Source organism: Peribacillus sp. TH27, assembly GCF_016650915.1.
Classification (GTDB): Bacteria; Bacillota; Bacilli; order Bacillales; family DSM-1321; genus Peribacillus; species Peribacillus butanolivorans.
This window is the reverse complement of sequence record NZ_JAEKEV010000002.1, coordinates 565889-592130: the sequence shown is the minus strand read 5'-3', so window position 1 is coordinate 592130 and position 26242 is coordinate 565889. Positions and strand designations below refer to the sequence as shown.

Genomic DNA, 26242 nt, shown 5'->3' with positions numbered 1-26242 from the left:
AAATGTATGCGGACTGAAGCTGACATGATTGAATTAATATTAAAAATTGCAGAAAAAGATGATAGAGTCCGTGCTGTGGGAATGAATGGTTCACGAACGAATACGAAAGTTCCAAAAGATGTGTTTCAGGATTATGATATCGTTTATATTGTGACCGAAATGGAATCTTTCATACGAGACCATAAATGGATTGATGTTTTTGGTGAACGAATCATTATGCAAAAACCTGAAGAAATGTCATTTTTTCCACCAGAATTAGGAGGGCGTTTCTCTTATTTAATGCAGTTTACAGACGGAAACCGTATTGACCTATTATTAGTTCCTTTCGATGAAAAAGATGTTTATTGCAAAGAGGATAAACTTACGATTATTTTAATGGACAAGGATAATTGCCTTCCTTCAATTCCTAATCCGACCGATGTAGATTATTGGATTAAAAAACCTTCTACCGAATTCTTTGATGATTGTTGCATTGAATTTTGGTGGGTATCAACTTATGTAGCAAAGGGTTTATGGAGAAAGGAAATTCTATATGCACAAGAGCATCTTAACAATGTCAGATTAATGCTTATTCAAATGCTAGAATGGCAGGTAGGTATTGAAACGAACTTTTCAGTAAGCGTTGGTAAACACGGCAAATATTTGGAGTGTTTTTTGACTGAAAAGAGTTGGCAGAAGCTTCTTTCCACTTATGCAGATGGAAGTTATGATGGTGTTTGGAGAGCTTTATTTTCAATGTGTGATCTTTTTGATAGTACAGCGATGTATGTTGGAAAACATTTGAATTATGAATATCCTTATGAAAATGAAAAGAGTGTTATTACATACCTAAAACATATCCAAAACTTATCGCCCAATGCTACTGAAATTTTTTAAGCTTTTTTAGCAAACATGTAAGTTCAAATGAATTGGGGAATATATGATGTATTTCTAAACAAGTGAAGTATAAGGTAATTGGAAGCGGATTTTTCCGATACTAGCGACATCTCCAATTACCTGTTCCCAAAAAAACTGAACCTTCATGAAACTAGCCACTTATTAATTCAAATTAAGCAACTTCTCAATTTATCCCATATACAATCACTCATCATTTATAGCCCAGCCTCGGATAAGCAGGCATTACTAAGGACTTCTCAGAAGAAACGACAGCCTTTTCCTATCAGCAATACAATTAGATCAGTATGAAATGTTTGACATTATTTTTTTTATGTTTAAAATTACTTTGAAATAAAGATATATGTATTCGAGATAAATATAAAGAATTCTGGAGGGAATAAACGTTATGACAAAAGATTTTTACACGGCAATTAAAGAAAGACGTTCTTATTATGGAATCAATAAAGAAGTACAAGTTTCAGATGACAAAATAAAGGACATTGTTGAATTTGCAGTAAAATACACTCCATCAGCTTTCAATTCTCAATCAGCACGCCTTGTTGTGTTAACAGGCGAAGCACATGATAAATTATGGGACATCACGACTGAAACGTTGAGAAAAGCAGTTGGAGAAGGAGTTTTTACAGGTACTCAACAAAAAATGGATTCCTTTAAATCCGGTTATGGAACAGTATTATTCTTTGAAGATAAGGCGGTTGTGAAATCTCTTCAAGAACAATTCGCTTTATATGCTGATAATTTCCCAATTTGGTCACAACAAGCTTCAGGTATGCATCAATTAGTTGTGTGGACAGCATTGGAAACAGAAGGATTAGGAGCAACATTACAGCATTATAATCCACTAATTGATGATGAAGTGAAAAATGAATGGAACATCCCAAGTAACTGGAAACTAATTGCTCAAATGCCATTTGGTAATCCAACAGCTCCAGTGGGAGAAAAAGAATTTCAACCACTTGAAGATCGTGTTAAATTTTTTAAATAAAATTGATTAGGAAGAAATAACTTTTAGTAGCTGCATTACGTATTAGCGAAAAGTTATATATCTAAGAAGTTCATGACCCCCTAATGGCAGCGACACTAAAAAAGTCTTCTATTCGGGTTTTTCTTTGCCAATAGATAGAGAACTATTAATAAATGGATTTTATTATGATGAGTAACAGCGAGTAAAAAGATTGAGTTCAAGTAAGGTCATATTAACAAAGGTTGCATAATTGTAATCATAATCCATATTTGTTGACAGAGAATGATATCCATGATAAATTATCTTTAAATGAAGATATATTAATTCGAGATAATTGACTGAAGATAAAACTCTAAACACAATATCACTTGAATAGACAATCGACGTTAAAGGAAAAATGTAGTAACCGATTACGAATGAGTGAATCAGCAAAAAGCAGCAGTACCCAATAAGCCAAATTGTCGATTTTAGTAGGAGGAATATAAATGAATGAATTAAAAGGAATCCACCACGTAACAGCCATTACAAGTAGTGCAGAAAAGAATTATGAATTTTTCACTTATATTTTAGGAATGCGTTTAGTCAAAAAAACGGTAAACCAAGATGATATTCAAACATATCACCTATTTTTTGCAGATGATGTTGGTGGTCCAGGTACAGATATGACTTTCTTCGACTTCCCTGGTATTCCAAAAGGAGTACATGGCACTAATGAAATTTCAAAAACATCTTTCCGTGTACCAAATGATAAAGCATTAGAGTATTGGGTTAAACGTTTTGATCGTCTAGAGGTTAAAAATACCGGAATTCAAGAACAATTTGGTAAAAAAATCATTTCATTTGTTGATTTTGATGACCAGCAATATCAATTGATTTCAGATGAAAACAATGAAGGCGTTGCTGCGGGGATACCATGGCAAAAAGGACCTATTCCTTTAGAATATGCTATTACAGGATTAGGCCCCATTTTTATACGGATTGCCAACTTTGATTATTTTAAAGAAATGTTGGAAAAAGTTTTATTATTTAAAGAAATAGGGAAAGAAGGATCATTTCATTTATTTGAAGTTGGAGAAGGTGGGAATGGTGCTCAAGTAATTGTAGAGCATAATGCAATTCTTCCTCAAGCACGGCAAGGTTTTGGTACTGTTCACCATACTGCATTCCGTGTTGAAGACCGTTCTGTTTTAGAAGAATGGATTAAAAGAATGGAAAGCTTCCAATTTCAAACGTCTGGTTATGTAGACCGTCACTTTTTTGAGTCACTTTACGTAAGAGTGGCACCGCAAATTTTATTCGAATTTGCAACAGATGGCCCTGGCTTTATGGGAGATGAGCCATACGAAGCGCTAGGAGAAAAATTATCTTTACCGCCATTCTTAGAACCAAAACGTGAACAAATTGAAAAATTAGTTCGTCCAATTGATACAGTAAGAAGTACAAAGGAATTCATTAAAGAATAATTGATGTGAATTACATCTTTAAACGAATTATATGCTGGTTTGTTCCTAATACTAAAACAGGTAGAAATAATATGAAAAGAATGATTCAAGATACATTTTAAAAATAGTTCAGGAGGAAATGAGTTATGACTAAAGATTTTTATACAGCTATTAAAGAAAGACGTTCTATTTATGGAATAAATAATGAGGTAAAAGTATCAGATGAAAAGATTAAAGAGATTGTTGAATTTGCTGTAAAACATACCCCATCGGCATTTAATTCTCAATCTTCCCGTCTTGTTGTGTTAACTGGTGAAGCACATAATAAATTATGGGATATTACTACTGAAACGTTAAGAAAAGCGGTTGGAGGGGGAGATTTTACAGGTACTCAACAAAAAATGGATTCCTTTAAATCTGGATACGGAACAATATTATTCTTGGAAGATGAATCTGTTGTGAAATCGCTTCAAGAACAATTTGCAACATATGCTGATAACTTCCCAATCTGGTCACAACACACCTCAGGTATGCATCAACTGGTTGTTTGGACAGCACTGGAAGCAGAAGGATTAGGAGCAACTTTGCAGCATTATAATCCACTAATTGATGATGAAGTGAAAAAAGAATGGAGTATACCAAATAATTGGAAACTGATTGCGCAAATGCCATTTGGTAATCCAACTGCTCCAGCGGGAGAAAAAGAATTCCAACCACTTGAAGACCGTATTAAATTTTACAAATAAAGTGGACTAGGAAGAAAAACTTTGTTGAGAGCCAATACTAAATTGGCTCTTTCTTTGTACTCATTTTGCACATGCTTTTTCAGAATCACAAATTTAAATGTTATCCTGAAATGATATTTCAAAATGTAAAGCTGCATTTTAAGTTAGTTTATAGGTAATAGTTCTGTTTGTTATTCAATTCTTTAAAAATGAGAGCTATTCCTTGGTCTAGCTTTTGTATATTTGTATTGGACACATTTAATTTTAATATTTTTTCTTGGTGAAAGCCGTCTATATAATTTTGACCTATCGTCTCTACAAGTACTTGTTGATTCTGTAAGTTTTTTATGAGGTGAGCACTATTTAAACGATGAGGTAGCACGATATGAGAATTCATACATATGGATGCTGGGCGATAAAAGCCTAGGGTAGAGTGCTTTTCTAGAGCATCATATAGCAAGTTTGCACGCATTAAATAGGACAGACGTACTTTGTTTCTATGACGTTCAAACATGCCGCTTTTTATGTAGATTTCCAAGGCTGCTTGTGAAATCATTGAACTATCAATATCGGCTGTTCTTTTATAAAGTTGGAAGCTGTCTACTAATGATTTAGGCAATACGGCGACACCTATGCGTAATCCTGGAAACATTATTTTAGAAAAACTTTTTAAATAAATGACCATGTGATGAGTATCCTCGGAAAAAATAGGGTCTACCTTCAAATTTTCTTCGAAATCTGCTAAATAATCATCTTCTACAATATAAACACCATACTTTACAGCAAGTTTTAGTATCTCTTCTCTGTCCTTTTTAGAGTAAGAAGTCCCTAACGGATTATGAAAACGAGGCATCGTATAAAAAAATTTAATATCCTGACTTCTAAAAATCCTCTCTAATTCCCCTAAATCAATACCTTCTGCTGTTCTTTGAATTCCTAGCACGGAAATCTTGTACGCTTTCAATTGTTCCACAAATAGATGATAGCTGGGCTGTTCCACAAGTATATGAGTACGCTCATTTGGAAAGGGGATGAACGTTAATAAGGAAAGTGCTTGTTGCACGCCAGAAGTAATGAAAATCTGTTCTTCTTTTGCGAATACCTGATATTGCTCTAATTGTTTTTGAATCACTTTAATTAAAGAGGGTAGTCCTTTTGGAGTGCCATAGATAAACAATTCTTGCTGATAGGTATCGATGGCTTTGTTGATACAATGTTGAAAGTCATGATACGGAAATTGATGCCAAGCAGGAGCGGAGGTAACAAAATCGATTTCCGAAGTTGGTTCACTTTTAGCATCAAATTCTTTTTGCACGACATAATATCCACTTTTAGGAACCGAGTAGATTAAATGCCTCTTTTCCAATTCTTGCAGGGCTTTCAAGACTGTACTTTTACTACATTGATGTTTATCGCTTAATTGACGAATAGATGGGAGTTTAAAGCCCGCTTTGAGCTGTCCATTCTGGATGAGAGATTCAAATTCATTAAACAAAGCTACGTATTTTAGCATGTATACCTCCTATAAACTGTACCGTTACAGATGCTTCTTATTTGTATTGTATCGTAGTGGAACTTTTAATACGATACTAACAACCGGACGGGTGATGAAAAGGAGGATTTACGCATATGTCAGAACAAAAAAAAGCCTATTTTGCGGCGATAGTATATGCCATTATTATTGGATTTTCATTTATCTTTACAAAAATATCATTAATAGAAGCGAGTCCGCTAGATACTTTAGCACATCGATTTACGATGGCTTTTTTGATCGCTATAATTTTAAAGCTGTTGTATAGGAGGACTTCAGTGAAGATGAGTGCAAAGGATACTTTGAAAATTCTTCCGTTGGTGTTCCTTTATCCAATTTTATTCTTTACATTTCAAGTGTTTGGTCTCGTTTATACTTCATCTTCAGAAGCGGGTATTATCCAAGCGACCATACCAATTTTTACGTTATTATCAGCTTCATTATTTTTGAAAGAATATGCTGGTAAAGGTCAAAAATTTTTTCTTTATTTATCTGTGATGGGGGTTATCTTTATCTTTGTCATGAACGACTTGCAACTTGAGGCTCATAGTTTGAAAGGAACGATACTGATCTTATTATCCTCAATTGCTGCAGCTTTCTATAATGTGGTAGCAAGGACATTAACAAAGCAATATTCACTATTTACGTTAACTTATGTGATGACGTTCTTTGGTTTTGTTGCTTTTAATAGCATGGCCATCATCAACCATATAATTAACCAATCAATTAGTAGCTTTTTTTTACCCTTAGTAAGTAGTTCATTTCTCATTTCAATCGTATATCTTGGTGCATTATCGTCACTGCTTACTGGGTTTTTATCAAACTATGCATTATCTATATTACCTGCCTCTAAAATGAGCGTTTTTAGTAATTTAGCAACATTGATTACGATCATAGCTGGGGTGATTTTCTTACATGAATCCATTTACTATTATCACGTTGTAGGTGCGATGATTATTCTTGTTGGTGTAATTGGCACGAACTATCTTGGTAGTAATCGGTCAAAGCATATTAATAAGACTATTGCCGATCCATTGATGAAAAAGGGGAGTAAAGTGAATGAATAAATATGTTTTATTACTCTTGATTAGCTGTATATGGGGATCTCAATTCTTCTTTATTGCATTAGTTATAGATGATGTTGGGGTTATTACTTTGTCAGCCATCAAAGCATGTATAGGTGGTATCTGTTTACTCTTCATTGGCTTTTTTTTATCGAAAGAAGAGCGAAGAGTAAATAAGAGTTATTATAAATGGTATATAATCATTGCGGTTTTCGAGGTTGTACTGCCATTTGCATTCATTGCACAAGGCCAGAAAACGGTGCCTAGCAGTGTCGCAGCGATGTTGATTGGAATGGTTCCTGTTTTTACTATCCTCTTTTTAATAGTATTTTTCAAAAGAAAAAGCACAATGCCGGAGATTACAGGTATCCTATTCGGATTTGCCGGTATTGTCGTTCTTTCCTGGCCAACACACGGTTTTCAAGATCTTTTCAACAGCATTCAGGGTAATATCCTATTGATATTAGCGACTATGAGTTTTGGATTATCATTGATTATCCTGGAGAAATTAAACGAGGGATCTTCCGTTATTCATATGAGAAATGTATTACTGATTGCCAGTGCAATGCTCATCCCAATGTCCCTTGTGTTTGAGCAATCTTTCGAATTGGATTTAGAAAGATCTCAATCTATTTACTTAGTCATTTTAGGCATTTTCCACGCTGGTGTTGTTTATGCATTATTTAATAGGCTGATTCGGCAAGAAGGCGCGTTATTTACGTCATTTAGTAATTATATTGTGCCAGTCATAGGAATGATTTTAGGCTTTTTCTTTTTACATGAAGCGTTGTCTATTCAACAGTTGATTGGAATGGGTGTTATTATGATGTCATTAGTTTTATCAGACGAAAAAATAATAACCATGTTGATAAGAAAGTAGTTTTTTATATTATTTGAGCTCTGGTCCGTTATCTTTATACTTATAAACAAAGTAATTTTAGAATTCGTATATTTAACGAAACAAATTGAGAAAAGGGGAGCAGGTTTAATATATCTTTGTAAGATCATTTTTTGTTTTTTGATCCGCAAATGATTTATATAGTAGAAGAAGCATCTGCTGAGGTTAATGCAGATGCTTCTTCTACTAAAGGGGTAACTGATTTATTAGCGCTAACCAGTAATAAATCCTTATATTTTTTATTTATTCTACATTATATAGTGAAGTGTTTTTCTCCATCTTCATTATAATAAATCCACTCCAGGCAAACATTAAGGATGCAAGGTAAAAGATGCTGCCAATCGTTAAAAAGTCGACTAAATATCCGGTTGCAATCACCGCAGCTGCAGCACCTATGGATGTCCAGACATGGTAGTTTCCAATTTCCTCACCCGCTGTTGTCTTCGTAACATATCTTGCAAGTACCGTTTTTTCAGTGTTTTTTTGTACAGCTCCAAGGAGCCCCATTATGATCTGCAGGAGATAGACATGCCAAATTTCATATGCGAGAGGAAAGGCAAGAAGGATTAGTGCCATTCCCCATGAATAGAAAAGGAGAAATGCTTTGTCACCGGCTTTGTCAGTGAATTTTCCGATTAAAGGATAGCTAAGCGCTGCAGTCAGTGAGAATATTCCATATGCCCATCCGAATTGCGAATAACTGGTGCCTACATTTTTAATTAGTAAAATATAAAAAGGGAAAATCATGCTGGCAGCCATTCCAACAGTGCCTTGGTAAAAAACAAAACGTTTATAATTCATGGATGATACTCCTTATAGAAAAGATTCATGAAGCGATTATCAGGATCATATTTCTTCTTTAATCGAAAGAATTCATCGGTACGCGGATACGCTTCAAATAATTGTGTCTTTGTTGGATACCCATAATAGGGCAAATAGTAGCTGCCGTTATGGTCAAGCGTCACATTAATCATGTTACGGATGACCCTTCCCGTATTTTCCTTACTTTCGTTATCTGTACCTTGATTGATGAGCATTACAAGAGCGAACATATCATCCTTGGCATAGGACATGAGTGATTCATCATTATGTTCCACATAACGAATGGTAATATTTAATAAATTAAACTCTTTTTCATCAGATAAGGTTTTTCTTAAATCATCGATATAATCAGCAAATTGATCAATCGGAACGAAATATTCTTGAAGAACTTCAGTTTTGGAGGGGTGGCTGTAATCCATAAAAGCAGAGTCAGACCGCATCACATTATTTCTGGAAATCAAGTTACCATCAATATTGGCCGTGTAGGTTTCTTGAGTTTCCCAAAACCTTTTTTTACCCCAGTCATTATAACGGGAGAGGCCAAGAAAGAATTTAGGCACGGCGATGATCGTTTCCCGTTTGAGAGTATTGTAGTTAGATAGCTGTGTTTGGTCAGTTGCCCTATAATAATCCGTTACATACATTTCATCCAAATAGGAGTCAGGAGCAACGGATATTCTTGCCAGATGCATTTTAACATCATCGTTTTGAAGAACATCTCTTTTAAAGTACGACGTATATTCATTATAATGGAGTGATTTAGTTTTAATTTTATAAAGTTCGTCATCGGTAAGTTGGAGTGTCACGTCGAGTATTACTCCAAACAAACCATACCCGCCAATAACCGAATAGAAGAGCTCCGAATTTTCTTTGCGGCTCACTGTTAGGATTTGTCCTTTTGCGTTTAGCAATCTAAAAGACTCCACAGTTTCTATCAAGGCATGATGCCGAATATCGCGGCCGTGGACATTAACGCTCAAAGAACCGCCTATGGTAAAAATATTTTGAGATTGACTGACCTTCAGTGCAAGTCCATATGGGTTGATATATTCCTGGAGAACAGCCCAGGTTGCTCCGCTTTGGACCGTGATGCGTTTTTCTTTTACATCCAAATCAAGTATTTTATCATATTGTTTCATATCTAGCAGAATACCATTTGGATATAATGTCTGTCCTCCTTGGCTATGTTGCATTCCGGCAATGGAAATATGATCATCGTTTTTTCCGGCTTCTAAAATGACCTTTTTGATTGCTTCTTCACTATCTTCTGCCTTTATCGCTTTCATTTTAACGGGCATCAGCCGGCTGATATCTTCTGCAATAGGGTGGTCAAGCTTGAAATTAAAAGCCTGCAGTGATAATCCAAATAAGATTGCATATAGGATGATAAAGAAAAATCGTTTCATAATATCTGGCTTTAAACTCCTCGTTTAAAATGTCTGACACTCAAGTGAAATAATGAAAATGTATGAACTTTATAGATTAATGGAGTTACCCTGACCATTCAATGAGATTGGGGTTAATATTGAATTAAATGTCAGATTTTTTGAAAATGAATCTTTTGATTTATGTATTTGTTCTTTTCAGCCCATTAATGATTGTTTCGGTTAGCGGTATGGATAGTGATTCCAAGCTTTGTTCTGAGTTGTTTAATCCCCAATGATAGATGATTCCCATCAGGCTTGGGTGATAAGTTGTGAAATTTCGTTAACTGATTGGTCAGTGCCAATGTCGTTTTGTTCTTTCGCCTCTTCAATTAATGAACGAATAATTTGGACGAGTGAGCGATTTGAATTTAAAAAGTAAGTATGTTCTTTTGAATCTAAAGCGGAACTGTAAATCACTTTCATTAAATCTTTGCCCATTTCTTCTTCCAGAAAACGCATCAATTTGCGTATGAAAATAAACAATTTCTCGGTAGGGTCCATATCGACTGGGAACGAACGGAAGACTTCGCGATAGTAATCATCGACTTCTGTGAATCTCACTAAAAAGATGTCCGATTTCGCTGAAAAGTGTTGATAAAATGACCCTTTTGATGTGCCGCTTTTTTTCACGATTTCGTCAACGGTAACTTTATCATAACCTTTTTCGCTAAATAGCTTTAAAGATATTTTTAAAATTTTTTCACGAGTCTTTTCTCCCCTAAGCTGTTTCTTTCTGGGTTCAATCATAAAAAACCTCCAAATGTAAATTGACAGAATATTCCTATATAGTTTAATATCAGACTACAGTCTAGTTAAAGGATTGTTGGTCTATTTAATCTAACGTAGATCATGAATAATCACAACGCTTTCTTAATTGCATTTTGCACATTTAGAAGGCGTTTACAAAATTCAAGATAAGTATGGGGGAGGTTCATTCAGTTTAAATAGGAGGTTTTTCAAAGTAGAAGAATTTGGTGATAAGGTTCGTTAGATTTTTCTGAAGATTCCTATACAATCAGTTACTATCATCTAGAAAGGCTTATTCCTCTTTAGCCCTGAGTATATGGATTGTATTTATAATATTGTTGGATTCAGTATATGTAAATGGAGGGAGGTGGTATCAGGATAAATTGATAGTCCTAGGAATGAACCAGAGAGTCGGGAAGCACGAAAAGAGATGTGCAGTAAACGGATTATTTTTTGGGAAATAGTAGCATGAAAAGGGAGGAAATAATCATGAATCATTCCAGTGGTGAAATAGAGAAAAGAACGATCAGTAAAACGATGAAACGGATTCTTCCATTTATCTTGATCCTTTATATCATTGCTTACTTGGACAGGGTCAATTTAGGCTATGCTGCTTTACAAATGAATGCTGAATTAGCCTTATCCGCTGAAGTTTTTGGATTGCTTTCTGGTATTTTCTTCATAGGCTATTTCTTTTTTGAAGTTCCAAGCAACATGATCATGCATAAAGTGGGAGCTCGGATGTGGATTGCCCGTATAATGATTTCGTGGGGACTCGTGGTAATATTAACAGGTTTTGCACAAACAACGATGCATTTATACATTCTCCGTTTTTTATTAGGTGTCGCCGAAGCGGGTTTTTTTCCTGGTATAATTTTGTATTTAACTTATTGGTTCAGGGCCCGCGAAAGAGGACGGGCAACAGCGGTTTTGCTTTTAGCCTTACCGATAGGCGGATTGATTGGTGCGCCTGTGTCGACGTGGATTCTTGACAATATTTCCTGGTTTGGTATGGCAGGCTGGAGATGGATGTTCATCCTTGAGGGCATTCCAGCCATTATTATTGGAATTGTTGTTGTTTTCTATTTAACTAATAGACCGACTAACGCTAAATGGTTATCTAAGGAAGAAAGTGATTGGTTAGAAGGGGAATTGAGTGCGGAAAGAAAACTAAGCTCGAAAATAAATAAAGTCACAAGCTTGATATGCTGAAAGATTCGAAAATATGGAAGTTGGCACTTTTCTATTTCGCAGGGTACACATCTATCTATGGATTGTCATTCTGGATTCCAACCATCATAAAATCTTTATCGGAAAATGCAACAACCAATTTAGAAATTGGATGGTTAGCGATGATTCCATCGTTAGTCGGGATACCTGCCGTTATGTTTGTAGGCTGGAATTCAGATCGGACCAATGCACATAAATCACACTTGCTCGTTTGTCTCATGATAGCAGTTATCGGTTTTATTGGGTGCGGCTTTTCTGATAGTGTCTTTATGATGGTGCTTATGTTAACGATTACATCTTTCGGGTTATACGGTTTCAGTGGATGTTTCTTTGCATATATGACCTTTTTCTTCACTGAATCCACTGCACCAGTTGGAATAGCCCTAGTCAATTCATTTGCGGCTTTAGGCGGTTTTGTAGGACCGATGATTCTCGGAACTGTTGCTTTTACTCAAGGTATGTTTATCTTATCTGGATTACTTGTAATAGGAGTCATCACCCTATTATCATTAAAATTGACAAGTGCTTCAGATGAAAACATCGTAAAAGAAGTTGAAGTCAATATTAATCAATTATAACTGATTTAAATGAAAATTAAATTGTGTGCCTTAAAAGGGATATAAAAAGAAACACCATTGAAAAGTGTAAGATTTTTCTCTGGTGTTTCTTTTTATTTTTTAATATAGTTGTATCGTAAAGAAAGAACAAGCTCTTTTACTGCCCCACCCATTTTTTAGAAAGCGTGAATTGAAAACTTGGAAAGACAGTTAATATACTAAGAATAAGAAACTCATGAACGAACAATGACTCGTATTTAGATTAATGGTAAGTCTTTGTAAGATAGCAGTTATCTTCAGTGGTTGCTCTTAATGTTAGTTCCTTCTGTAAAAACTTTTAATAAATCCGAATGGATGAAGCTGCTCAACAAGACTTGTTCTTAACATTCTGTGTGGAATAGAATTGAAGGAAAGGTGAAAGCTTCTTAGAAAATAATTGTATTATTCATTTTCTTTTAAAGGCGACTTTAATGTATAGGTACGTTTCCTTGATGAAAGTAAATGCAAGAAGAGATGAGGGAATAATGTGGAAATCCATTTGGTGGCAAAAGATGAGATAGAAGCTCAAGGAATCCGGTGGATAGTGGAGTCTCATCTTACTGGAGTTCGATTGATTCTGTGGAAAACAATTGAGGAATTTGAAGTGGGTATGCAAAATCAACAACCAGAATTCGTCATTTTGGATATGGATTTATGGACGAGTGAAAGTGAGATGTTGGGTGTTAAGTTAAAGCAACGAGGTATTCGATGGTTAGGAGTTTCATCTGAGCGAATCTTTCAAACTGCATATCGAGCGCTTCGTTTTCGTGCGGAAGATGTTTTATTCCGTCCTTTTTCTTCTGTAGACTTAGTAAAACATATTCAACAATTACGTTATCAATTGAGAAACGGTCAAGGTTATCTCTCAAATAACACAATGGAAGTAGAGAATACGTTGGCCATCGGTTACCCTGATTTCTTTTTGACAGAGCGGAGACATAACAGTAGGTTAACGATGGTCGCATTTTTGACACCTCATCATAACACGCTTCCTTTAGTTTATGATGAATTACAACGTTATTCTTTTACCGGCAATAATCAAATATTTGCGTTATCGGATTTTATTTTATGCGTCCAGGAAACTAAGGAAGTCGATGTATATAAGGAAGAGTATCAAGCGTTTCTTGCTCACTGGAAAGAACGTATGGATGAGCCTCTTGCCATAATAATCAAAGTAGCAACTTCAGATGATTCGTTAAAAAATACATACCAGCAAACTCGTGAATTGACGAGGCGAATTTTTTTCGAAGGTTATGATATTATTTTAGCAGAAAGTCAACAAATGTCCTCTCAAGAGATGGATCCATTTCTCACTCCTCTGGAACAACGGCAATGGATTGAAATGCTTGAAAGACGAGATACGAAAGCGATTAGGAATTGGGTCGAGCATGAATTTCTGACTTTTCAGCAACCATACCCTGACCCTGAAATAGTTCGCATTCGCCTTACAAGTGTTCTTGCACAAATCAGGAGACATATGAAATCATACAACCTCCAAAACTCTTCTTTAGAAGCAATCTATCATGAAGTTTTTCAGCAAATAGTACATAAACCAGTTATTTATCAAATTGTTAAAGAGCTGCTTATGTTTACCACCCGTTTGCTTCTTCAGGACCATGAGCAATTACAAAATGGGGCGCGCACACTTGTGGAAAAAGCAAGGGAGTTAATTGAGTCTAACTATTGGGATGCCCAATGGAGTTTATCAACATGCGCTGATGCGCTTCGTATTAATAAAAGCACTCTAAGCCGTCGTTTTGCAGCCGAATCCGGTCAGTCTTTTCGCAATACCCTGCATCAAGTTCGAATTAGAGAGGCTAAACGTCTATTAAAGGAATCGGATTTATCATTGGAAGAAATTGCACAATTAACGGGTTATTCACATCAAACATATTTTAATGCAAAATTCAAACTGCTTGAAGCGTGTACACCATCTGCTTATCGGTCTGGATTATGAAAAAAGGCGATTCAGCTAATACTGAATCGTTTTTTTTATTGGGCTACAAATGAAAAAAATGAAATTGTTTATAAAAATATAAAACAAATAAAAAAATATGAAAACAATTCATAAAAATATCATTAAATTATAATAAATTATTTGAATTTTTAGTTTAAAATGAAAATATAACACATCAAGGAGGCTGTAAAAAATGAATGCTAATACAAAAAACAAGGTTATACGATATGAAGGTACAGATTTGAATACAAAAGGGTGGCAACAAGAGGCCGTTCTTCGAATGTTGATGAATAATTTAGATCCAGAAGTAGCTGAACGCCCAGAAGATCTTGTGGTATACGGTGGAATTGGAAAAGCAGCTCGTAACTGGGAGTGCTTTGATGCAATTGTCAAATCACTGAAAGAACTGGAAGACAATGAAACTTTACTTGTTCAATCTGGAAAACCGGTGGCTATTTTTAAAACTCATACCGATGCACCACGTGTACTTATTGCAAATTCGAACATTGTCCCGGCTTATGCAAATTGGGAAACATTCCATGAACTCGATAAAAAAGGGTTGATGATGTATGGACAAATGACAGCTGGCAGCTGGATATATATCGGTTCTCAAGGAATTGTACAAGGAACTTACGAAACATTCGCGGAGCTAGCGAAGCAGCATTTCAATAATACTTTAAGAGGCACTATCACAGTAACTGCGGGTCTTGGCGGTATGGGTGGGGCACAGCCGCTAGCCGTAACAATGAACGGCGGTGTCTGTATCGGAATTGATGTAGATGAAACAAGAATTGACCGGAGAATTGAAACTCGTTACACGGATGTGAAAACGGATTCATTAGAAGAGGCTATCCGTTTAGCTATAGAAGCAAAACAAGCAGGAAAAGCTTTATCCATTGGTCTGATTGGGAATGCTTCTGACATTCTTCCTGAAATGATTGCTAGTAACTTTATCCCGGACGTGTTAACCGATCAAACATCTGCACACGACCCACTAAACGGTTATACACCTTCAAGTATGTCATTTGAAGCAGCAGCTGAATTGCGCAAATCGAATCCAGAAGAGTATGTAAAACGCTCTAAAGCTTCTATGGCCAAACATGTTAGAGCAATGCTTGAAATGATGGAAAAAGGTGCAGTGACGTTTGACTATGGTAATAACATTAGACAAGTGGCGAAAGATGAAGGGGTGGAAAATGCATTTGACTTCCCTGGATTTGTTCCAGCTTATATCCGCCCACAATTCTGTGAAGGAAAAGGTCCTTTCCGTTGGGTAGCACTGTCTGGAGATCCTGAAGACATATATAAAACAGATCAGGCGATTTTACGTGAATTTGCAGATAATGAACATTTATGCAATTGGATTAAAATGGCTCAGGAAAAAATTCAATTCCAAGGCCTCCCTTCTAGGATTTGCTGGCTGGGGTATGGCGAGCGTGCCCGTTTCGGAAAAATTCTAAATGATATGGTCGCGAGCGGAGAATTAAAGGCACCAATAGTAATTGGGCGTGATCATCTGGATTCAGGCTCTGTTGCTTCGCCAAATCGTGAAACTGAAGCTATGAAAGACGGATCAGATGTGGTAGCTGACTGGCCAATTTTAAATGCCATGGTTAACGCAGTCGGTGGAGCTACCTGGGTATCCGTACATCACGGCGGTGGAGTAGGAATGGGTTACTCACTTCATGCAGGTGTGGTTATTGTGGCTGACGGTACAAAAGAAGCAGGGGCTCGCATTGAACGTGTATTAACAACAGACCCGGGTATGGGTGTAGTGCGACATGTGGATGCAGGATATGAATTGGCAGAGAAAACTGCTCGTGAAAAAGGAATTAATATCCCAATGCTTGATAAAGGAAAAGATAAGTCATGACAAAACCAATTTGGATAAAATATGCAGCAAATCTCGCTACTCTTGCATCAGTAAAAAAAGGTCCCCGTTCAAAAGAGGCTATGTCTGACCTTGGATTGATCGAAGATGGCAGCTTGTGGATGGAAAATGGTTTGATTCAAGCTGTCGGTACGACTAAAGAAATAGAGGAGCTTTATGCAGATAGATTGCATGAAGCTGAAGTTTTCGATGCGTCTGGCTACCTTGTAACACCGGGTCTAGTGGATCCCCATACGCATGTTGTATATGGCGGGAGTCGAGCAAGTGAATTTGAAATGCGTCTTGAAGGTGCAACATATATGGACATTATGAATGCGGGTGGCGGTATCCATGCAACCACCCGTATGACAAGGGAAGCAAGTGAAGAAGAATTGATGGAACAAACCATACGTCGACTTGATTCGTTTCTCGCTCATGGTGTGACAACGGTGGAAGGGAAAAGCGGTTACGGTATGAATCTGGAAACCGAGTTGAAACAGTTGCGTGTGATGAAAAAGCTTCAGGAAAAGCACCATATTGATCTTGTTCCAACTTTTATGGGAGCACATGCGGTGCCGAATGAGTTTAAAGGTCGTGAAGATGACTTTGTCGATCATTTGATTAATGAAATGCTTCCCATTGTAGCAAACGAAAAGCTGGCAGAGTTTAATGATGTATTTTGTGAAAAAGGCGTGTTTACACCTGAACAATCGGAGCGGATTCTAGAGGCGGGAAAAAATTACGGTTTGATTCCTAAAATTCATGCTGATGAAATTGAGTCTTATGGTGGCGCAGAATTAGCTGCGAAAATAGGAGCTATTTCAGCCGAGCATTTATTGAAAGCTTCAGAAGAGGGCATTCAAGATATGGCCAAATCAGGAACGATTGCCTGCCTCCTTCCAGCAACAGCGCTGTATTTACGTGAAGAGGCGGCTGCAGGAAGACGGATGATAGATGAAGGTGTAGCGGTGGCCATTTCGACGGATTGCAATCCCGGGTCCTCACCGACGACTTCTATGCCCCTGGTTATGAATCTAGCATGCATCTCGATGCGGCTCACCCCAGCAGAAGCATTAACGGCGGCGACATACAATGCTGCCTGTGCGATCAATAGGCAGGAAAAGGTAGGATCGCTGGAAGTCGGAAAACAAGCAGATGTTGTTTTATGGAATGTAGAAAACTATCAGGAATTGCAATATTTATTTGGAGTTAACCACGTTAAGTCCGTATGGAAAAAAGGCGTACAAGTGGTGAAATAATATAGAGAAAGAATGGCTTCAAAAGCCTGATGATCTTGGAATGTACCAGAAGAAGATACGCCTTACCTTATCCTTTATGGAGCACCCATTTCACGGTCCTCAATCAGTGTATCAGGAGCCTCTTTATATCCGCTGGAATTTCGGCGGATATGAAAAGGCTTTGTTGCCTACAACTTGGATGAAAAAGTGGATCTAACAGAATTCCGAATTGTCAATGCAGGAGATATACTTGATATTTTAGCTGCGCTGGGTGTACATGCTTCTACCCATGGTGGAATGCCAGCTAATGAGTTGATTGATATTTTACTAGATATTGGCCAGCACCCGATTGTCATGCAAATTGATTTCGTCTGTCTTGATCCGAGCAAAGCCTATAAGGGTGCCGAAACAGTCAAAGTCAGGGTATGCATGGTCGCAATTTATTACAGGTTGCATAATACAGACTAGATAAAGGGTCTTATGATTACTGTTTTTATGTTTAAAATCAGTAAGTATTCGTCACTTCTCTATCACACATCAAGGGGGAACTACATGTTGAGAAATAAATATCGTTATTTTATTATTTTTATGATTATTCTTATTACAATCATAAATTATATTGATAGAGGTGCACTTTCATATGCCCAAGCTGAAATCATCAAGGAGTTCAATTTAGATCCAGTAAGTTGGGGAGCAATCTTAGGATATTTTGGATATGGTTATATATTCGGAGCGCTATTTGGTGGTGCTTTAGCAGATAAGAAAGGTCCTAAATTTATGTGGATCATTGCTGGAACTACATGGTCTTTTTTTGAAATTGGGACAATATTCGCAGGTCATATAGGTGCAGCATTATTTGGAGGTTCTGCATTGGCAGGATTTGCGGTGTTTCGTGTTTTATTTGGGTTCGCTGAAGGACCTACCTTATCAACAATGAACCGAACTATGGCAAACTGGGTATCTCCTAAAGAAAAAGGGTTTGCTGTAGCACTTGGATTAGTTGGGACGCCAATTGGAGCATTAATTACTGCACCCATCGTAGTAGGTCTTCTAACATTCACTAACTGGAAAGTAACATTTGTTATTCTCGGTTTATTAGGTTTTATTTGGGTAGTAATTTGGAACAAAGTATTTACAAACCTACCTGAAGATCATCCAAGAGTCTCGAAAACCGAACTAGAAGAAATTCGAAGAGCAGATATATTAATTAAAGGCGAAACGAAATTAGACGAACAAATAAATGTACCGTGGTACCATTTTTTTAAAAACCCTACGTTAGTAATGAATGCCATTGGATATTTTGCCTTTTTATATGTAAATATTTTATTACTTACATGGACTCCCAAATATCTGCAAGATGAATTTAATTATTCACTTTCATCTCTTTCATATATTGGTATGATTCCCTGGGTAGGAGCTATTATCACTGGATTATTAGGTGGTAAAATCTCGGATATATTACGTAGAAAAACAGGGAATTTACGTATTGCTAGATCTTGGTTCACAGTAGTTTCCTTATTTTGTACAGCTGTTTGTTTTATGTTGATCCCAACTGTTGAGAGTGCAGCGGCAGTACTTGCATTAATGTGTATAGGCAATGCCTTTAATTATTTACCAAATTCTATCTATTGGATTGTTGTTCTTGATACAGAGCCAAATAAAGCAGGAACTTTTGGGGGAGTAACTCATTTTATTGCGAATCTAGCTACTATTATTGCACCGACCCTAACAGGAAGTCTTGTAGCAAAACATGGATATAATGCAATGTTTATTGCAGCATCCATTGCAGTAACAATAGGAATGATAGCCATGGTTTTTGTGAAACCAGGTAAACAAAGTAACTCGTCTAAATCAACCAATGATATGGTCAGTTAAAAACATAGTCTTTCTAGGAAATAGGGTTTCAACAAAGAAAGTAAATTAGAAAGAAGAGATTAAGACCAATAAATAAGAACTTACAGCTTAAAAGGAGCAATGGTTACGGCGATTGCTCCTTTTTTGTAAGATGATGCTAAAAGAGAAACAATAAATATTGATATAAGAGAGGTTGGATTAGCTTCTTAATCCAAGATAAGTGGATGTTGCATTGGATGGTTTCTTTTTTGACAATCCTATACACATCCTTTCTCTTGATTTCCGCTTCATGGATTAGTACGAGACATAAAGCAAATGTTCTATTTGTATGATGCGTCTCAAAATTGTTTTTCTAAATAGGTTTAATCCTCCACTGCAATAGAAAAGACAACGAGGGATAAATTTAATTACTAATAATGGGGTGGATATCATGTCAATTATAAAGACTTCGGAGAGCTTATCCGAGGAACAGAAAAAGGAAAATGAATCACTCGATTTATTTCTTTCAACACAAACGGTCATCAAAGAGGCGCTGAATAAACTAGGTTACTCAAACGAATTATTTGAATTATTAAAAGAGCCTCTTCGAATGCTGACAGTTCGTATACCTGTCAAAATGGACGATGGTTCTGTTAAAGTTTTCACCGGCTACCGTTCTCAACATAATGATGCTGTAGGACCTACGAAAGGAGGCGTTCGCTTCCATCCAGAAGTAAATGAAAATGAGGTAAAAGCATTATCCATTTGGATGAGTTTAAAGTGCGGCATTACTGATCTTCCTTACGGCGGGGGAAAAGGTGGTATTATTTGCGACCCAAGGGTAATGTCGTTTGGAGAACTTGAGAGATTAAGTCGTGGATATGTTCGTGCTATTAGCCAAATTGTTGGCCCTACAAAAGATATACCAGCACCTGATATGTATACGAATTCTCAAATAATGGCGTGGATGATGGATGAGTACAGCCGCCTTCGAGAATTCGATTCTCCTGGATTTATAACAGGAAAACCGATTGTATTAGGAGGGTCACAAGGTCGTGAAACGGCTACTGCACGTGGCGTAACTATTTGCATTGAAGAAGCGGGAAAGAAAAAAGGCATTGACTTACATGGTGCACGCATCATTATTCAAGGCTTTGGGAATGCAGGGAGCTTTCTGGCAAAATTTATGCATAATGCAGGAGCTATGGTGATCGGCATTTCTGATGCAAATGGTGCTCTTTATGATCCAAAAGGACTTGATATTGATTATTTGATTGATCGACGTGATAGTTTTGGAACAGTAACGAACTTATTTACCAATGTTATTACGAATCAAGAATTACTTGAAAAAGAATGTGACATTCTTGTACCGGCAGCTATTTCAAACCAGATTACAGCACAAAATGCCCATCGTATTAAGGCATCGATTGTGGTGGAGGCAGCAAATGGGCCAACAACCCTCGAAGCAACCAAAATATTGGATGAAAGAGGAGTCCTCCTTGTTCCGGATATATTGGCAAGTGCCGGTGGGGTAACTGTTTCTTACTTCGAATGGGTTCAAAATAATCAAGGGTATTATTGGTCAGAGGAAGAGGTTGTTGAAAAACTGCGTAAAGTAATGATTGATTCTTTTGAAAATATATATCAAAACGCACAGGTTTATAAAGTGGATATGCGTTTAGCCGCCTATATGGTTGGAATTAAAAAGTCGGCTGAAGCTTCGTCTTTCCGTGGCTGGGTATAAAATGTGAAAATCTCTATTTAAATAGGAAAATAAGGGGTTTAAAATAAAATCTTCTAAGGGGAGGGAATTTTTATGTGGATAATCACTGTCCATGCGAAGAACAGTATAAAAATGTTTGAGTATGACACTGAAAAGGAAGCACGGGCAAAATTCGAGAGAATACAAGGGTGTAAAATCCTTAGTGAAGTCATTTATTTCAATGATTATTGTTTAGCTTAATCATGATAGTTTCGGTTCCATAGGTGATTTGGTAGAAGACTCTTTTATAGAAAATTGAGGATAGTTGAAAGTATTTGCAAAATGATGAAATCTATAATACTTGAGTTACATTAGTTTGGCACAAAAGAGATAATACTAGCGAAATTTTCGTTATAAGTGTTTATATTTATAAATGTTTTGTGTTTTTTAATAAAAATACAATAGAAATATAATATTATAATATAAATAATAAGATAATCATTAATTTATAATATTTTTTGTGAGATTTTCATAATAAAATTAGGTTCATAGCTAGGAGGTAAAAATATATCAAAGCGATAACAAATGGTGAAATAATGAATGTATAGTACAGCATGCTGGAGTTGGCATTTTGTATATAGATTATTCATTTTGAATTAGTTGTTGCGGAGGCCGGAAAATTTAGTGATTTTGTTGGAATATGTCCTAACTGATATTTCATTGTAAAGTATTTTTTTAAGTTGATATATCTGAAAAATCTAAAAATGGAGGGGATTCTTTGAGCGAACAAAAATTCACGATTGACGATGCACCATTTAAAAAGTTTCATTTTCGTATTGCTGGCCTTACTTTTGGATCAAGCTTCTGTGATGGTTATTCACTTGGAATCATCGCGATGGCTCTGACAGTACTTGGTCCTCAATTGGAGCTAAATGCAATGTGGACGGGATTGATCGGAAGTTCTGCATTAGTCGGTCTTTTTGCGGGAGCTTTGGTACTTGGAAGGCTTTCTGATCGTATAGGCAGACAGAAAATCTTTCTCGTAAACTTTTTACTTATCACGATTGCTACTATTTTACAATTTTTTGTTAGTAGTCCAGAAGAGCTTTTGATTTTACGGTTACTAATTGGTTTTGGACTTGGAGGAGATTACGCTGTCGGTACGACTTTACTCGCCGAGTTTTCACCAAAAAAGTATCGCTCCTCGCTCCTCGCGTCTATAAACGTAGTATGGACGCTTGGATATGTAGCATCAAACTTTGTGGGTCATTACTTGGGACAGGTTGGTTCAGACTCATGGCGTTGGATGCTTGTTAGTGCTGCTATTCCCGCTATTGTGGTTTTAATCTTACGGATAGGAACGCCTGAATCACCAAGATGGCTTGTCAGCATGGGGCGTGTCGAAGAAGCTCGCCAGATTGTAAAGAAACACCTTGGATCGAACGTTGAAATGGGAGAAACGACTACTAGTGCTGAAAATCAAAAGACTCTAGGATTTCGTGGGCTTTTCAGTAAAAAGCTTCGTAAGCGTTTGGCTTTTGGTGGAATATTCAAATTAACTCTTGTTATTCCGTACTTTGCAATCTACACCTTTCTACCGTCCATACTAAGTACAATGGGTTTTGAACAAAACTTTTTTGCCGATACAATGTTAAATCTATTCTTGCTTGTTGGGGCAATTGTTGGTCTTTGGTTGCTTGCGAAATTTTCACGTAGAGGATTTACCATCGGGGCTTTTACAATCCTTACTGTTTCATTGTTTTCACTCAGCTTCTTACACAATGGTTCTCAGTTCTTAATGTTGATAGCCTTCTTGATCTTTACTTTTTTCATGTCAGCAGCATCAAACCTTACATTAGTATACCCAGCAGAGCTTTTTCCAACTGAGATTCGTGGATCTGGAATAGGTATGGTAACAGCAATTAGTCGGATTGGTTCTGCAATTGGAACATTTCTGCTGCCTATTAGTCTAAATTCATTTGGATTGGGTACTTCAATGATTGGTATGGCTGTAGTTCTGCTAATCGGTTTGATTGTATCGATTGCCTGGGCACCTGAAACGAAGAATCTTTCCTTACATGAAGCAAGTGACCCTTTGCTTGAAGCGGGTAACTCTCCGAAGGGAACTAATATTCTCTTTACAGAAAATAAGAAAATAACATAAGATTATTTTCTAGTAAATAATTGAGAAAAAGCGTTACTATCGTCTCCTTGTTTAATCTTGAATATATTTTCGAAAGGAGAGGAGTTTTGAATCATGACAACAATAAATTGTATACGCCCTAAAGATATTAAAGAGGTTGTACTTGGGGATGGTGCTATCTCAATCCAAGAAGTGATTGCGGTTGCTAGATATGGGGCGATCGTTTCCTTTACTCAAACATATTGTGATAGGGTGGATAAATCCCGTAGCCTAATAGACAAGTTTTTAGATGAAAATCGATTGATTTATGGTGTAACAACAGGATTTGGCAGTAATATGACAGAGATAATTTCTTCTGAAGATGCAGAAACTCTTCAACGAAATATTATTCGTTCTCATGCAGTTTCTGTTGGACCGCCTCTAGAAAGAGAAGTAGTGAGAGCCATTCAATTGATGATTCTTGTGAATTTAGGTCAAGGTTTTTCAGGAGTCAGATTAAAAGTATTAAATCTAATTGCTTCACTTTTAAATCACGATATTATTCCGTTTGTTCCAGGTGATGGGTCAGTGGGATATCTTTCTCCTGAAGCTCACATGGCCTTAGTAGTGATTGGAGAGGGGAAGGCATGGTATAAAGATGAGCTCATCCCTGGAATAGAAGCGTTAGAGAAAGCTGGATTAGCACCTGTTACGTTGGGTGCTAAAGAAGGATTGGCACTTACAAGTGGAACTACTTCTGTCACTGCGATGGCTATCTTGGCCTTATACAATAGCATGCAAGCAGCGAAAACTGCCGACATTACAGGGGCTATGTCCTTAGAAGTGCTAAAAGGTACAATTAAAGCATTTGATCCTCGTTCCCACACCGTAAAGAAACATGAGGAACAGGCTAAGACAGCCAGAAATGTAACAAGAATACTTGAGGGCAGCCAAATCATTGATACATACAAGGAACATAGATTACAAGATGCGCTTAGCATACGATGTATTCCACAAGTTCATGGTGCCATAAAGAGAGTATTGAAGGACGCTGCGGTTACTATTGAGAATGAGATGAACTCTGCAAGTGACAATCCAATTATATTTCCGGAAGAGGAAGATGGAATTGCACTCATGGGTGGAAATTTTGATGGTTCCTACGTAGGAATCTACGCGGATACGATGTGCATTGCCTTAGCGAATTTAGCGAAAATTACCGAACGAAGAATTGATCGTCTAGTAAACCATCACCTTAGTGAACTTCCTAATTTCTTAGTAGTTAATCCAGGGTTAAATAGCGGCTACATGATTCCACAATATACAGCTGCGGGACTATTGAATGAGATTAGAGTTCTTTCACATCCTGCAACCGTAGATAATGTCCCAACATGCGCTAACCAAGAAGACCTGATAAGTTTTGCCTATTATGCTTCGAAGAAAGCATATCAGATTTCAAAGAAACTTGAATATATTTTAGCCATTGAGCTTATGACGGCCACGCAAGCAATGGATTTTCATCACCCCTTGAAACCGTCGCCGATTACGGAAAGTGTGTACCATTTAATACGCGACCAAGTCCCAATGGTAAAAGAAGATCGATTTTTTTATCCTGATATCGAAACCGTTTATGAGCAAATTCACGAAGGAGAAATAGTCAAACTAGTCGAAATGGCGGTTGGTGAAATTGAGTTCTAAAACTATAGTGGAAGCTGTTTTACTCTAACCAATCTAAGTAAAGCGGCTTCCTTTTTTATCTTTCATCAAGTTAGGAATTTATTATCATCACGCTTATAGCAGAAAGCATAGTTTTTTCCCAACTATACTATCTAAAATGCTTAATCACCTAATATAGGAGGAGTAAAGAAAAAATGCATTATGATGTAATTGTAATAGGAGCTGGATCTATGGGAATGTCTGCAGGATATTTCCTATCTAAAAATGGACAAAAGGTATTATTATTAGACTCTTTTGTTCCTCCTCATAATAAGGGCAGTCATCATGGAGAAACAAGAATTATAAGACATGCTTATGGTGAAGGGGAAGAGTATGTTTCTTTGGCACTTAAATCTCAAAAATTATGGAATGACTTAGAAAAACTTACGGATAAACAGTTATTTCTTCCAACAGGTGTACTGAATGCAGGCAGTCAAAAATCCACATTTATTAAGCAAGTAATCGCAAGTTCAAATAAATTTAATTTACCTTTAGAAATCCTAGATTCAAATCAAATCCATAAAAGATGGCCAGGTATTTCACTACCAGAAGATTATATTGGTTGCTTTGAATCGACTTCGGGTGTGTTAAAAAGTGAAGAGTGTATTCGAGCGTATCAACAACTTGCCGAGTCACATGGTGCTAACATCATTGTGAATAGCCAAGTAAGGAACATATGTGTTCATAGAAATGGGGTCACGATTAAAACTGATGAACAGACTTTCTACGCAGAAGCATTAGTTGTTGCAGCGGGAGCATGGTCACCAAAACTTTTAGCGATGTTAGACTTAAATGTTCCTCTAGCCCCTATCAGAAAAACATTTGCATGGTTTGAAGCAAATGAATTATATAATTACAAAAACTTTCCGGCCTTCACTTTTGATACATCTGTAGGTACATACTATGGCTTTCCAAGTATAAATGACAGTGGTTTAAAATTAGGGAGACATGATGGGGGAAATTACATTAATCCTGATGATTCTATAGCAGGGTTTGGTGAATTGGATGAAGATGAGGGAGATTTGGTACAGTTCCTACAACAATTTATGCCTACCGGTCAAAAAATAAAATATGGGAAAAACTGCATCTATACAATGACCCCTGATGAGAACTTTATAGTGGATACCCATCCTAATTATCCACACATTGCTATTGCAGCAGGTTTCTCTGGGCACGGGTTTAAATTCAGTAGTGTTATTGGAGAGATTTTAAGTGACCTAATTATTTCAGGTAAGAGTGAGAATGATATCTCAGTATTTTCTATAAATCGATTTAATTAAAAATGAGAAGACTTGAAAAAAATATTTTGCTATCGGGATGAAAATACAAAGTCGCAAGTTTAACATGAACCTACATATAGAATGAAAATCCAAGTCGTTGATTCCTTATCTTAGGAAAAAACGGCTTTTTTTATTGGAAAATGCCTTAGCATTTGTTTTTGTTGGTTAATTGTTATTACACTTA

The 26242-nt window shown here is 36.7% G+C and carries 22 protein-coding genes; 18 read left to right on the top strand and 4 right to left on the bottom strand.

Features of this window, described 5'->3' with window-relative positions:
• Positions 1 to 6 precede the first annotated feature (6 nt).
• From JFU24_RS04320 to JFU24_RS04305, 4 genes are all read left to right on the top strand, one after another.
• Complete coding sequence (locus tag JFU24_RS04320) at positions 7 to 876, top strand: aminoglycoside 6-adenylyltransferase (RefSeq protein ID WP_201249555.1); 870 nt, start codon at positions 7 to 9, stop codon at positions 874 to 876.
• A 406-nt stretch (positions 877 to 1282) separates the two neighbouring features.
• Positions 1283 to 1882 carry a nitroreductase family protein gene (locus JFU24_RS04315; RefSeq protein ID WP_201249554.1) on the top strand — a complete coding sequence of 200 codons (600 nt, stop codon included), beginning with the start codon at positions 1283 to 1285 and terminating at the stop codon, positions 1880 to 1882.
• A gap of 464 nt (positions 1883 to 2346) precedes the next feature.
• Positions 2347 to 3324 (top strand): ring-cleaving dioxygenase, encoded by a 978-nt coding sequence (locus tag JFU24_RS04310; RefSeq protein WP_201224746.1) that lies wholly within the window; start codon positions 2347 to 2349, stop codon positions 3322 to 3324.
• Positions 3325 to 3449: 125 nt separating this feature from the next.
• Positions 3450 to 4049, top strand: a complete 600-nt coding sequence (locus tag JFU24_RS04305) for a nitroreductase family protein (protein WP_056520999.1) — start codon at positions 3450 to 3452, stop codon at positions 4047 to 4049.
• A gap of 148 nt (positions 4050 to 4197) precedes the next feature.
• Here the strand turns inward: JFU24_RS04305 and JFU24_RS04300 are convergent, their stop codons facing one another.
• A complete protein-coding gene (locus JFU24_RS04300) occupies positions 4198 to 5541 on the bottom strand; it encodes an aminotransferase-like domain-containing protein (protein ID WP_201180877.1) in 1344 nt (447 codons plus the stop codon).
• Positions 5542 to 5657: 116 nt separating this feature from the next.
• On the opposite strand from JFU24_RS04300, the gene JFU24_RS04295 reads away from it, so the two are divergent.
• Both JFU24_RS04295 and JFU24_RS04290 read left to right on the top strand, forming a co-directional pair.
• A complete protein-coding gene (locus JFU24_RS04295) occupies positions 5658 to 6626 on the top strand; it encodes a DMT family transporter (protein WP_201249553.1) in 969 nt (322 codons plus the stop codon).
• Positions 6619 to 7503 (top strand): DMT family transporter, encoded by an 885-nt coding sequence (locus JFU24_RS04290; RefSeq protein ID WP_201249552.1) that lies wholly within the window; start codon positions 6619 to 6621, stop codon positions 7501 to 7503. The genes JFU24_RS04295 and JFU24_RS04290 overlap by 8 nt, the downstream gene beginning before the upstream one ends.
• Before the next feature lie 261 nt (positions 7504 to 7764).
• Here JFU24_RS04290 and JFU24_RS04285 read toward each other — a convergent pair whose 3' ends face one another.
• From JFU24_RS04285 to JFU24_RS04275, 3 genes are all read right to left on the bottom strand, one after another.
• Positions 7765 to 8322 carry an MFS transporter gene (locus tag JFU24_RS04285; protein WP_201180874.1) on the bottom strand — a complete coding sequence of 186 codons (558 nt, stop codon included), beginning with the start codon at positions 8320 to 8322 and terminating at the stop codon, positions 7765 to 7767.
• Positions 8319 to 9749, bottom strand: coding sequence for an FAD-binding oxidoreductase (locus JFU24_RS04280; protein ID WP_201180873.1), 1431 nt, complete (start codon positions 9747 to 9749; stop codon positions 8319 to 8321). The genes JFU24_RS04285 and JFU24_RS04280 overlap by 4 nt, the downstream gene beginning before the upstream one ends.
• 270 nt (positions 9750 to 10019) lie before the next feature.
• A complete protein-coding gene (locus JFU24_RS04275; protein ID WP_201249551.1) occupies positions 10020 to 10517 on the bottom strand; it encodes a TetR/AcrR family transcriptional regulator in 498 nt (165 codons plus the stop codon).
• A 489-nt stretch (positions 10518 to 11006) separates the two neighbouring features.
• On the opposite strand from JFU24_RS04275, the gene JFU24_RS30070 reads away from it, so the two are divergent.
• The 12 genes from JFU24_RS30070 (at position 11007) to solA (ending at position 26058) form a co-directional block, all read left to right on the top strand.
• Positions 11007 to 11729: an MFS transporter gene (locus JFU24_RS30070; RefSeq protein ID WP_242485274.1), complete on the top strand. Its 723-nt coding sequence runs from the start codon at positions 11007 to 11009 to the stop codon at positions 11727 to 11729.
• Complete coding sequence (locus JFU24_RS30065; RefSeq protein ID WP_242485273.1) at positions 11723 to 12325, top strand: MFS transporter; 603 nt, start codon at positions 11723 to 11725, stop codon at positions 12323 to 12325. Before JFU24_RS30070 ends, JFU24_RS30065 begins: the two co-directional genes overlap by 7 nt.
• A 505-nt stretch (positions 12326 to 12830) precedes the next feature.
• Positions 12831 to 14300 carry a response regulator transcription factor gene (locus tag JFU24_RS04265; RefSeq protein WP_201224742.1) on the top strand — a complete coding sequence of 490 codons (1470 nt, stop codon included), beginning with the start codon at positions 12831 to 12833 and terminating at the stop codon, positions 14298 to 14300.
• 193 nt (positions 14301 to 14493) lie between these two features.
• On the top strand, positions 14494 to 16173 hold the full coding sequence (gene hutU / locus JFU24_RS04260; protein WP_201180870.1) for a urocanate hydratase: 1680 nt from the start codon (positions 14494 to 14496) through the stop codon (positions 16171 to 16173).
• Positions 16170 to 17429 carry an imidazolonepropionase gene (gene hutI / locus JFU24_RS04255; RefSeq protein ID WP_201249550.1) on the top strand — a complete coding sequence of 420 codons (1260 nt, stop codon included), beginning with the start codon at positions 16170 to 16172 and terminating at the stop codon, positions 17427 to 17429. The genes hutU and hutI overlap by 4 nt, the downstream gene beginning before the upstream one ends.
• Positions 17430 to 17615: 186 nt before the next feature.
• Complete coding sequence (locus JFU24_RS29780) at positions 17616 to 17876, top strand: hypothetical protein (protein ID WP_207203196.1); 261 nt, start codon at positions 17616 to 17618, stop codon at positions 17874 to 17876.
• 84 nt (positions 17877 to 17960) lie between these two features.
• Complete coding sequence (locus JFU24_RS04245; protein WP_053345801.1) at positions 17961 to 19283, top strand: MFS transporter; 1323 nt, start codon at positions 17961 to 17963, stop codon at positions 19281 to 19283.
• 409 nt (positions 19284 to 19692) lie between these two features.
• Positions 19693 to 20985 (top strand): Glu/Leu/Phe/Val family dehydrogenase, encoded by a 1293-nt coding sequence (locus JFU24_RS04240; protein WP_201180865.1) that lies wholly within the window; start codon positions 19693 to 19695, stop codon positions 20983 to 20985.
• A 72-nt stretch (positions 20986 to 21057) separates the two neighbouring features.
• Positions 21058 to 21204: a hypothetical protein gene (locus JFU24_RS04235; RefSeq protein ID WP_162878834.1), complete on the top strand. Its 147-nt coding sequence runs from the start codon at positions 21058 to 21060 to the stop codon at positions 21202 to 21204.
• 517 nt (positions 21205 to 21721) lie between these two features.
• Positions 21722 to 23107, top strand: a complete 1386-nt coding sequence (locus tag JFU24_RS04230) for an MFS transporter (RefSeq protein WP_201249549.1) — start codon at positions 21722 to 21724, stop codon at positions 23105 to 23107.
• 93 nt (positions 23108 to 23200) lie between these two features.
• Positions 23201 to 24760 carry a histidine ammonia-lyase gene (gene hutH, locus JFU24_RS04225; RefSeq protein WP_207203195.1) on the top strand — a complete coding sequence of 520 codons (1560 nt, stop codon included), beginning with the start codon at positions 23201 to 23203 and terminating at the stop codon, positions 24758 to 24760.
• Positions 24761 to 24933: 173 nt separating this feature from the next.
• On the top strand, positions 24934 to 26058 hold the full coding sequence (gene solA / locus JFU24_RS04220) for an N-methyl-L-tryptophan oxidase (protein ID WP_201180863.1): 1125 nt from the start codon (positions 24934 to 24936) through the stop codon (positions 26056 to 26058).
• The last annotated feature ends 184 nt before the right edge of the window (positions 26059 to 26242 follow it).

Bases quoted from the DNA above. Each gene is read 5' to 3' on its own strand.
- JFU24_RS04275 (WP_201249551.1), bottom strand. From the start codon at position 10,517: ATGATTGAACCCAGAAAGAAACAGCTTAGGGGAGAAAAGACTCGTGAA.
- JFU24_RS04305 (WP_056520999.1), top strand. From the start codon at position 3,450: ATGACTAAAGATTTTTATACAGCTATTAAAGAAAGACGTTCTATTTAT.
- JFU24_RS04315 (WP_201249554.1), top strand. From the start codon at position 1,283: ATGACAAAAGATTTTTACACGGCAATTAAAGAAAGACGTTCTTATTAT.
- hutI (WP_201249550.1), top strand. From the start codon at position 16,170: ATGACAAAACCAATTTGGATAAAATATGCAGCAAATCTCGCTACTCTT.
- JFU24_RS04280 (WP_201180873.1), bottom strand. From the start codon at position 9,749: ATGAAACGATTTTTCTTTATCATCCTATATGCAATCTTATTTGGATTA.
- JFU24_RS04290 (WP_201249552.1), top strand. From the start codon at position 6,619: ATGAATAAATATGTTTTATTACTCTTGATTAGCTGTATATGGGGATCT.
- hutH (WP_207203195.1), top strand. From the start codon at position 23,201: ATGACAACAATAAATTGTATACGCCCTAAAGATATTAAAGAGGTTGTA.
- JFU24_RS04300 (WP_201180877.1), bottom strand. From the start codon at position 5,541: ATGCTAAAATACGTAGCTTTGTTTAATGAATTTGAATCTCTCATCCAG.
- JFU24_RS04295 (WP_201249553.1), top strand. From the start codon at position 5,658: ATGTCAGAACAAAAAAAAGCCTATTTTGCGGCGATAGTATATGCCATT.
- JFU24_RS04285 (WP_201180874.1), bottom strand. From the start codon at position 8,322: ATGAATTATAAACGTTTTGTTTTTTACCAAGGCACTGTTGGAATGGCT.
- JFU24_RS04240 (WP_201180865.1), top strand. From the start codon at position 19,693: ATGTCAATTATAAAGACTTCGGAGAGCTTATCCGAGGAACAGAAAAAG.
- solA (WP_201180863.1), top strand. From the start codon at position 24,934: ATGCATTATGATGTAATTGTAATAGGAGCTGGATCTATGGGAATGTCT.
- JFU24_RS04320 (WP_201249555.1), top strand. From the start codon at position 7: ATGCGGACTGAAGCTGACATGATTGAATTAATATTAAAAATTGCAGAA.
- JFU24_RS30070 (WP_242485274.1), top strand. From the start codon at position 11,007: ATGAATCATTCCAGTGGTGAAATAGAGAAAAGAACGATCAGTAAAACG.
- hutU (WP_201180870.1), top strand. From the start codon at position 14,494: ATGAATGCTAATACAAAAAACAAGGTTATACGATATGAAGGTACAGAT.
- JFU24_RS04310 (WP_201224746.1), top strand. From the start codon at position 2,347: ATGAATGAATTAAAAGGAATCCACCACGTAACAGCCATTACAAGTAGT.
- JFU24_RS30065 (WP_242485273.1), top strand. From the start codon at position 11,723: ATGCTGAAAGATTCGAAAATATGGAAGTTGGCACTTTTCTATTTCGCA.
- JFU24_RS04235 (WP_162878834.1), top strand. From the start codon at position 21,058: ATGTGGATAATCACTGTCCATGCGAAGAACAGTATAAAAATGTTTGAG.
- JFU24_RS04245 (WP_053345801.1), top strand. From the start codon at position 17,961: ATGTTGAGAAATAAATATCGTTATTTTATTATTTTTATGATTATTCTT.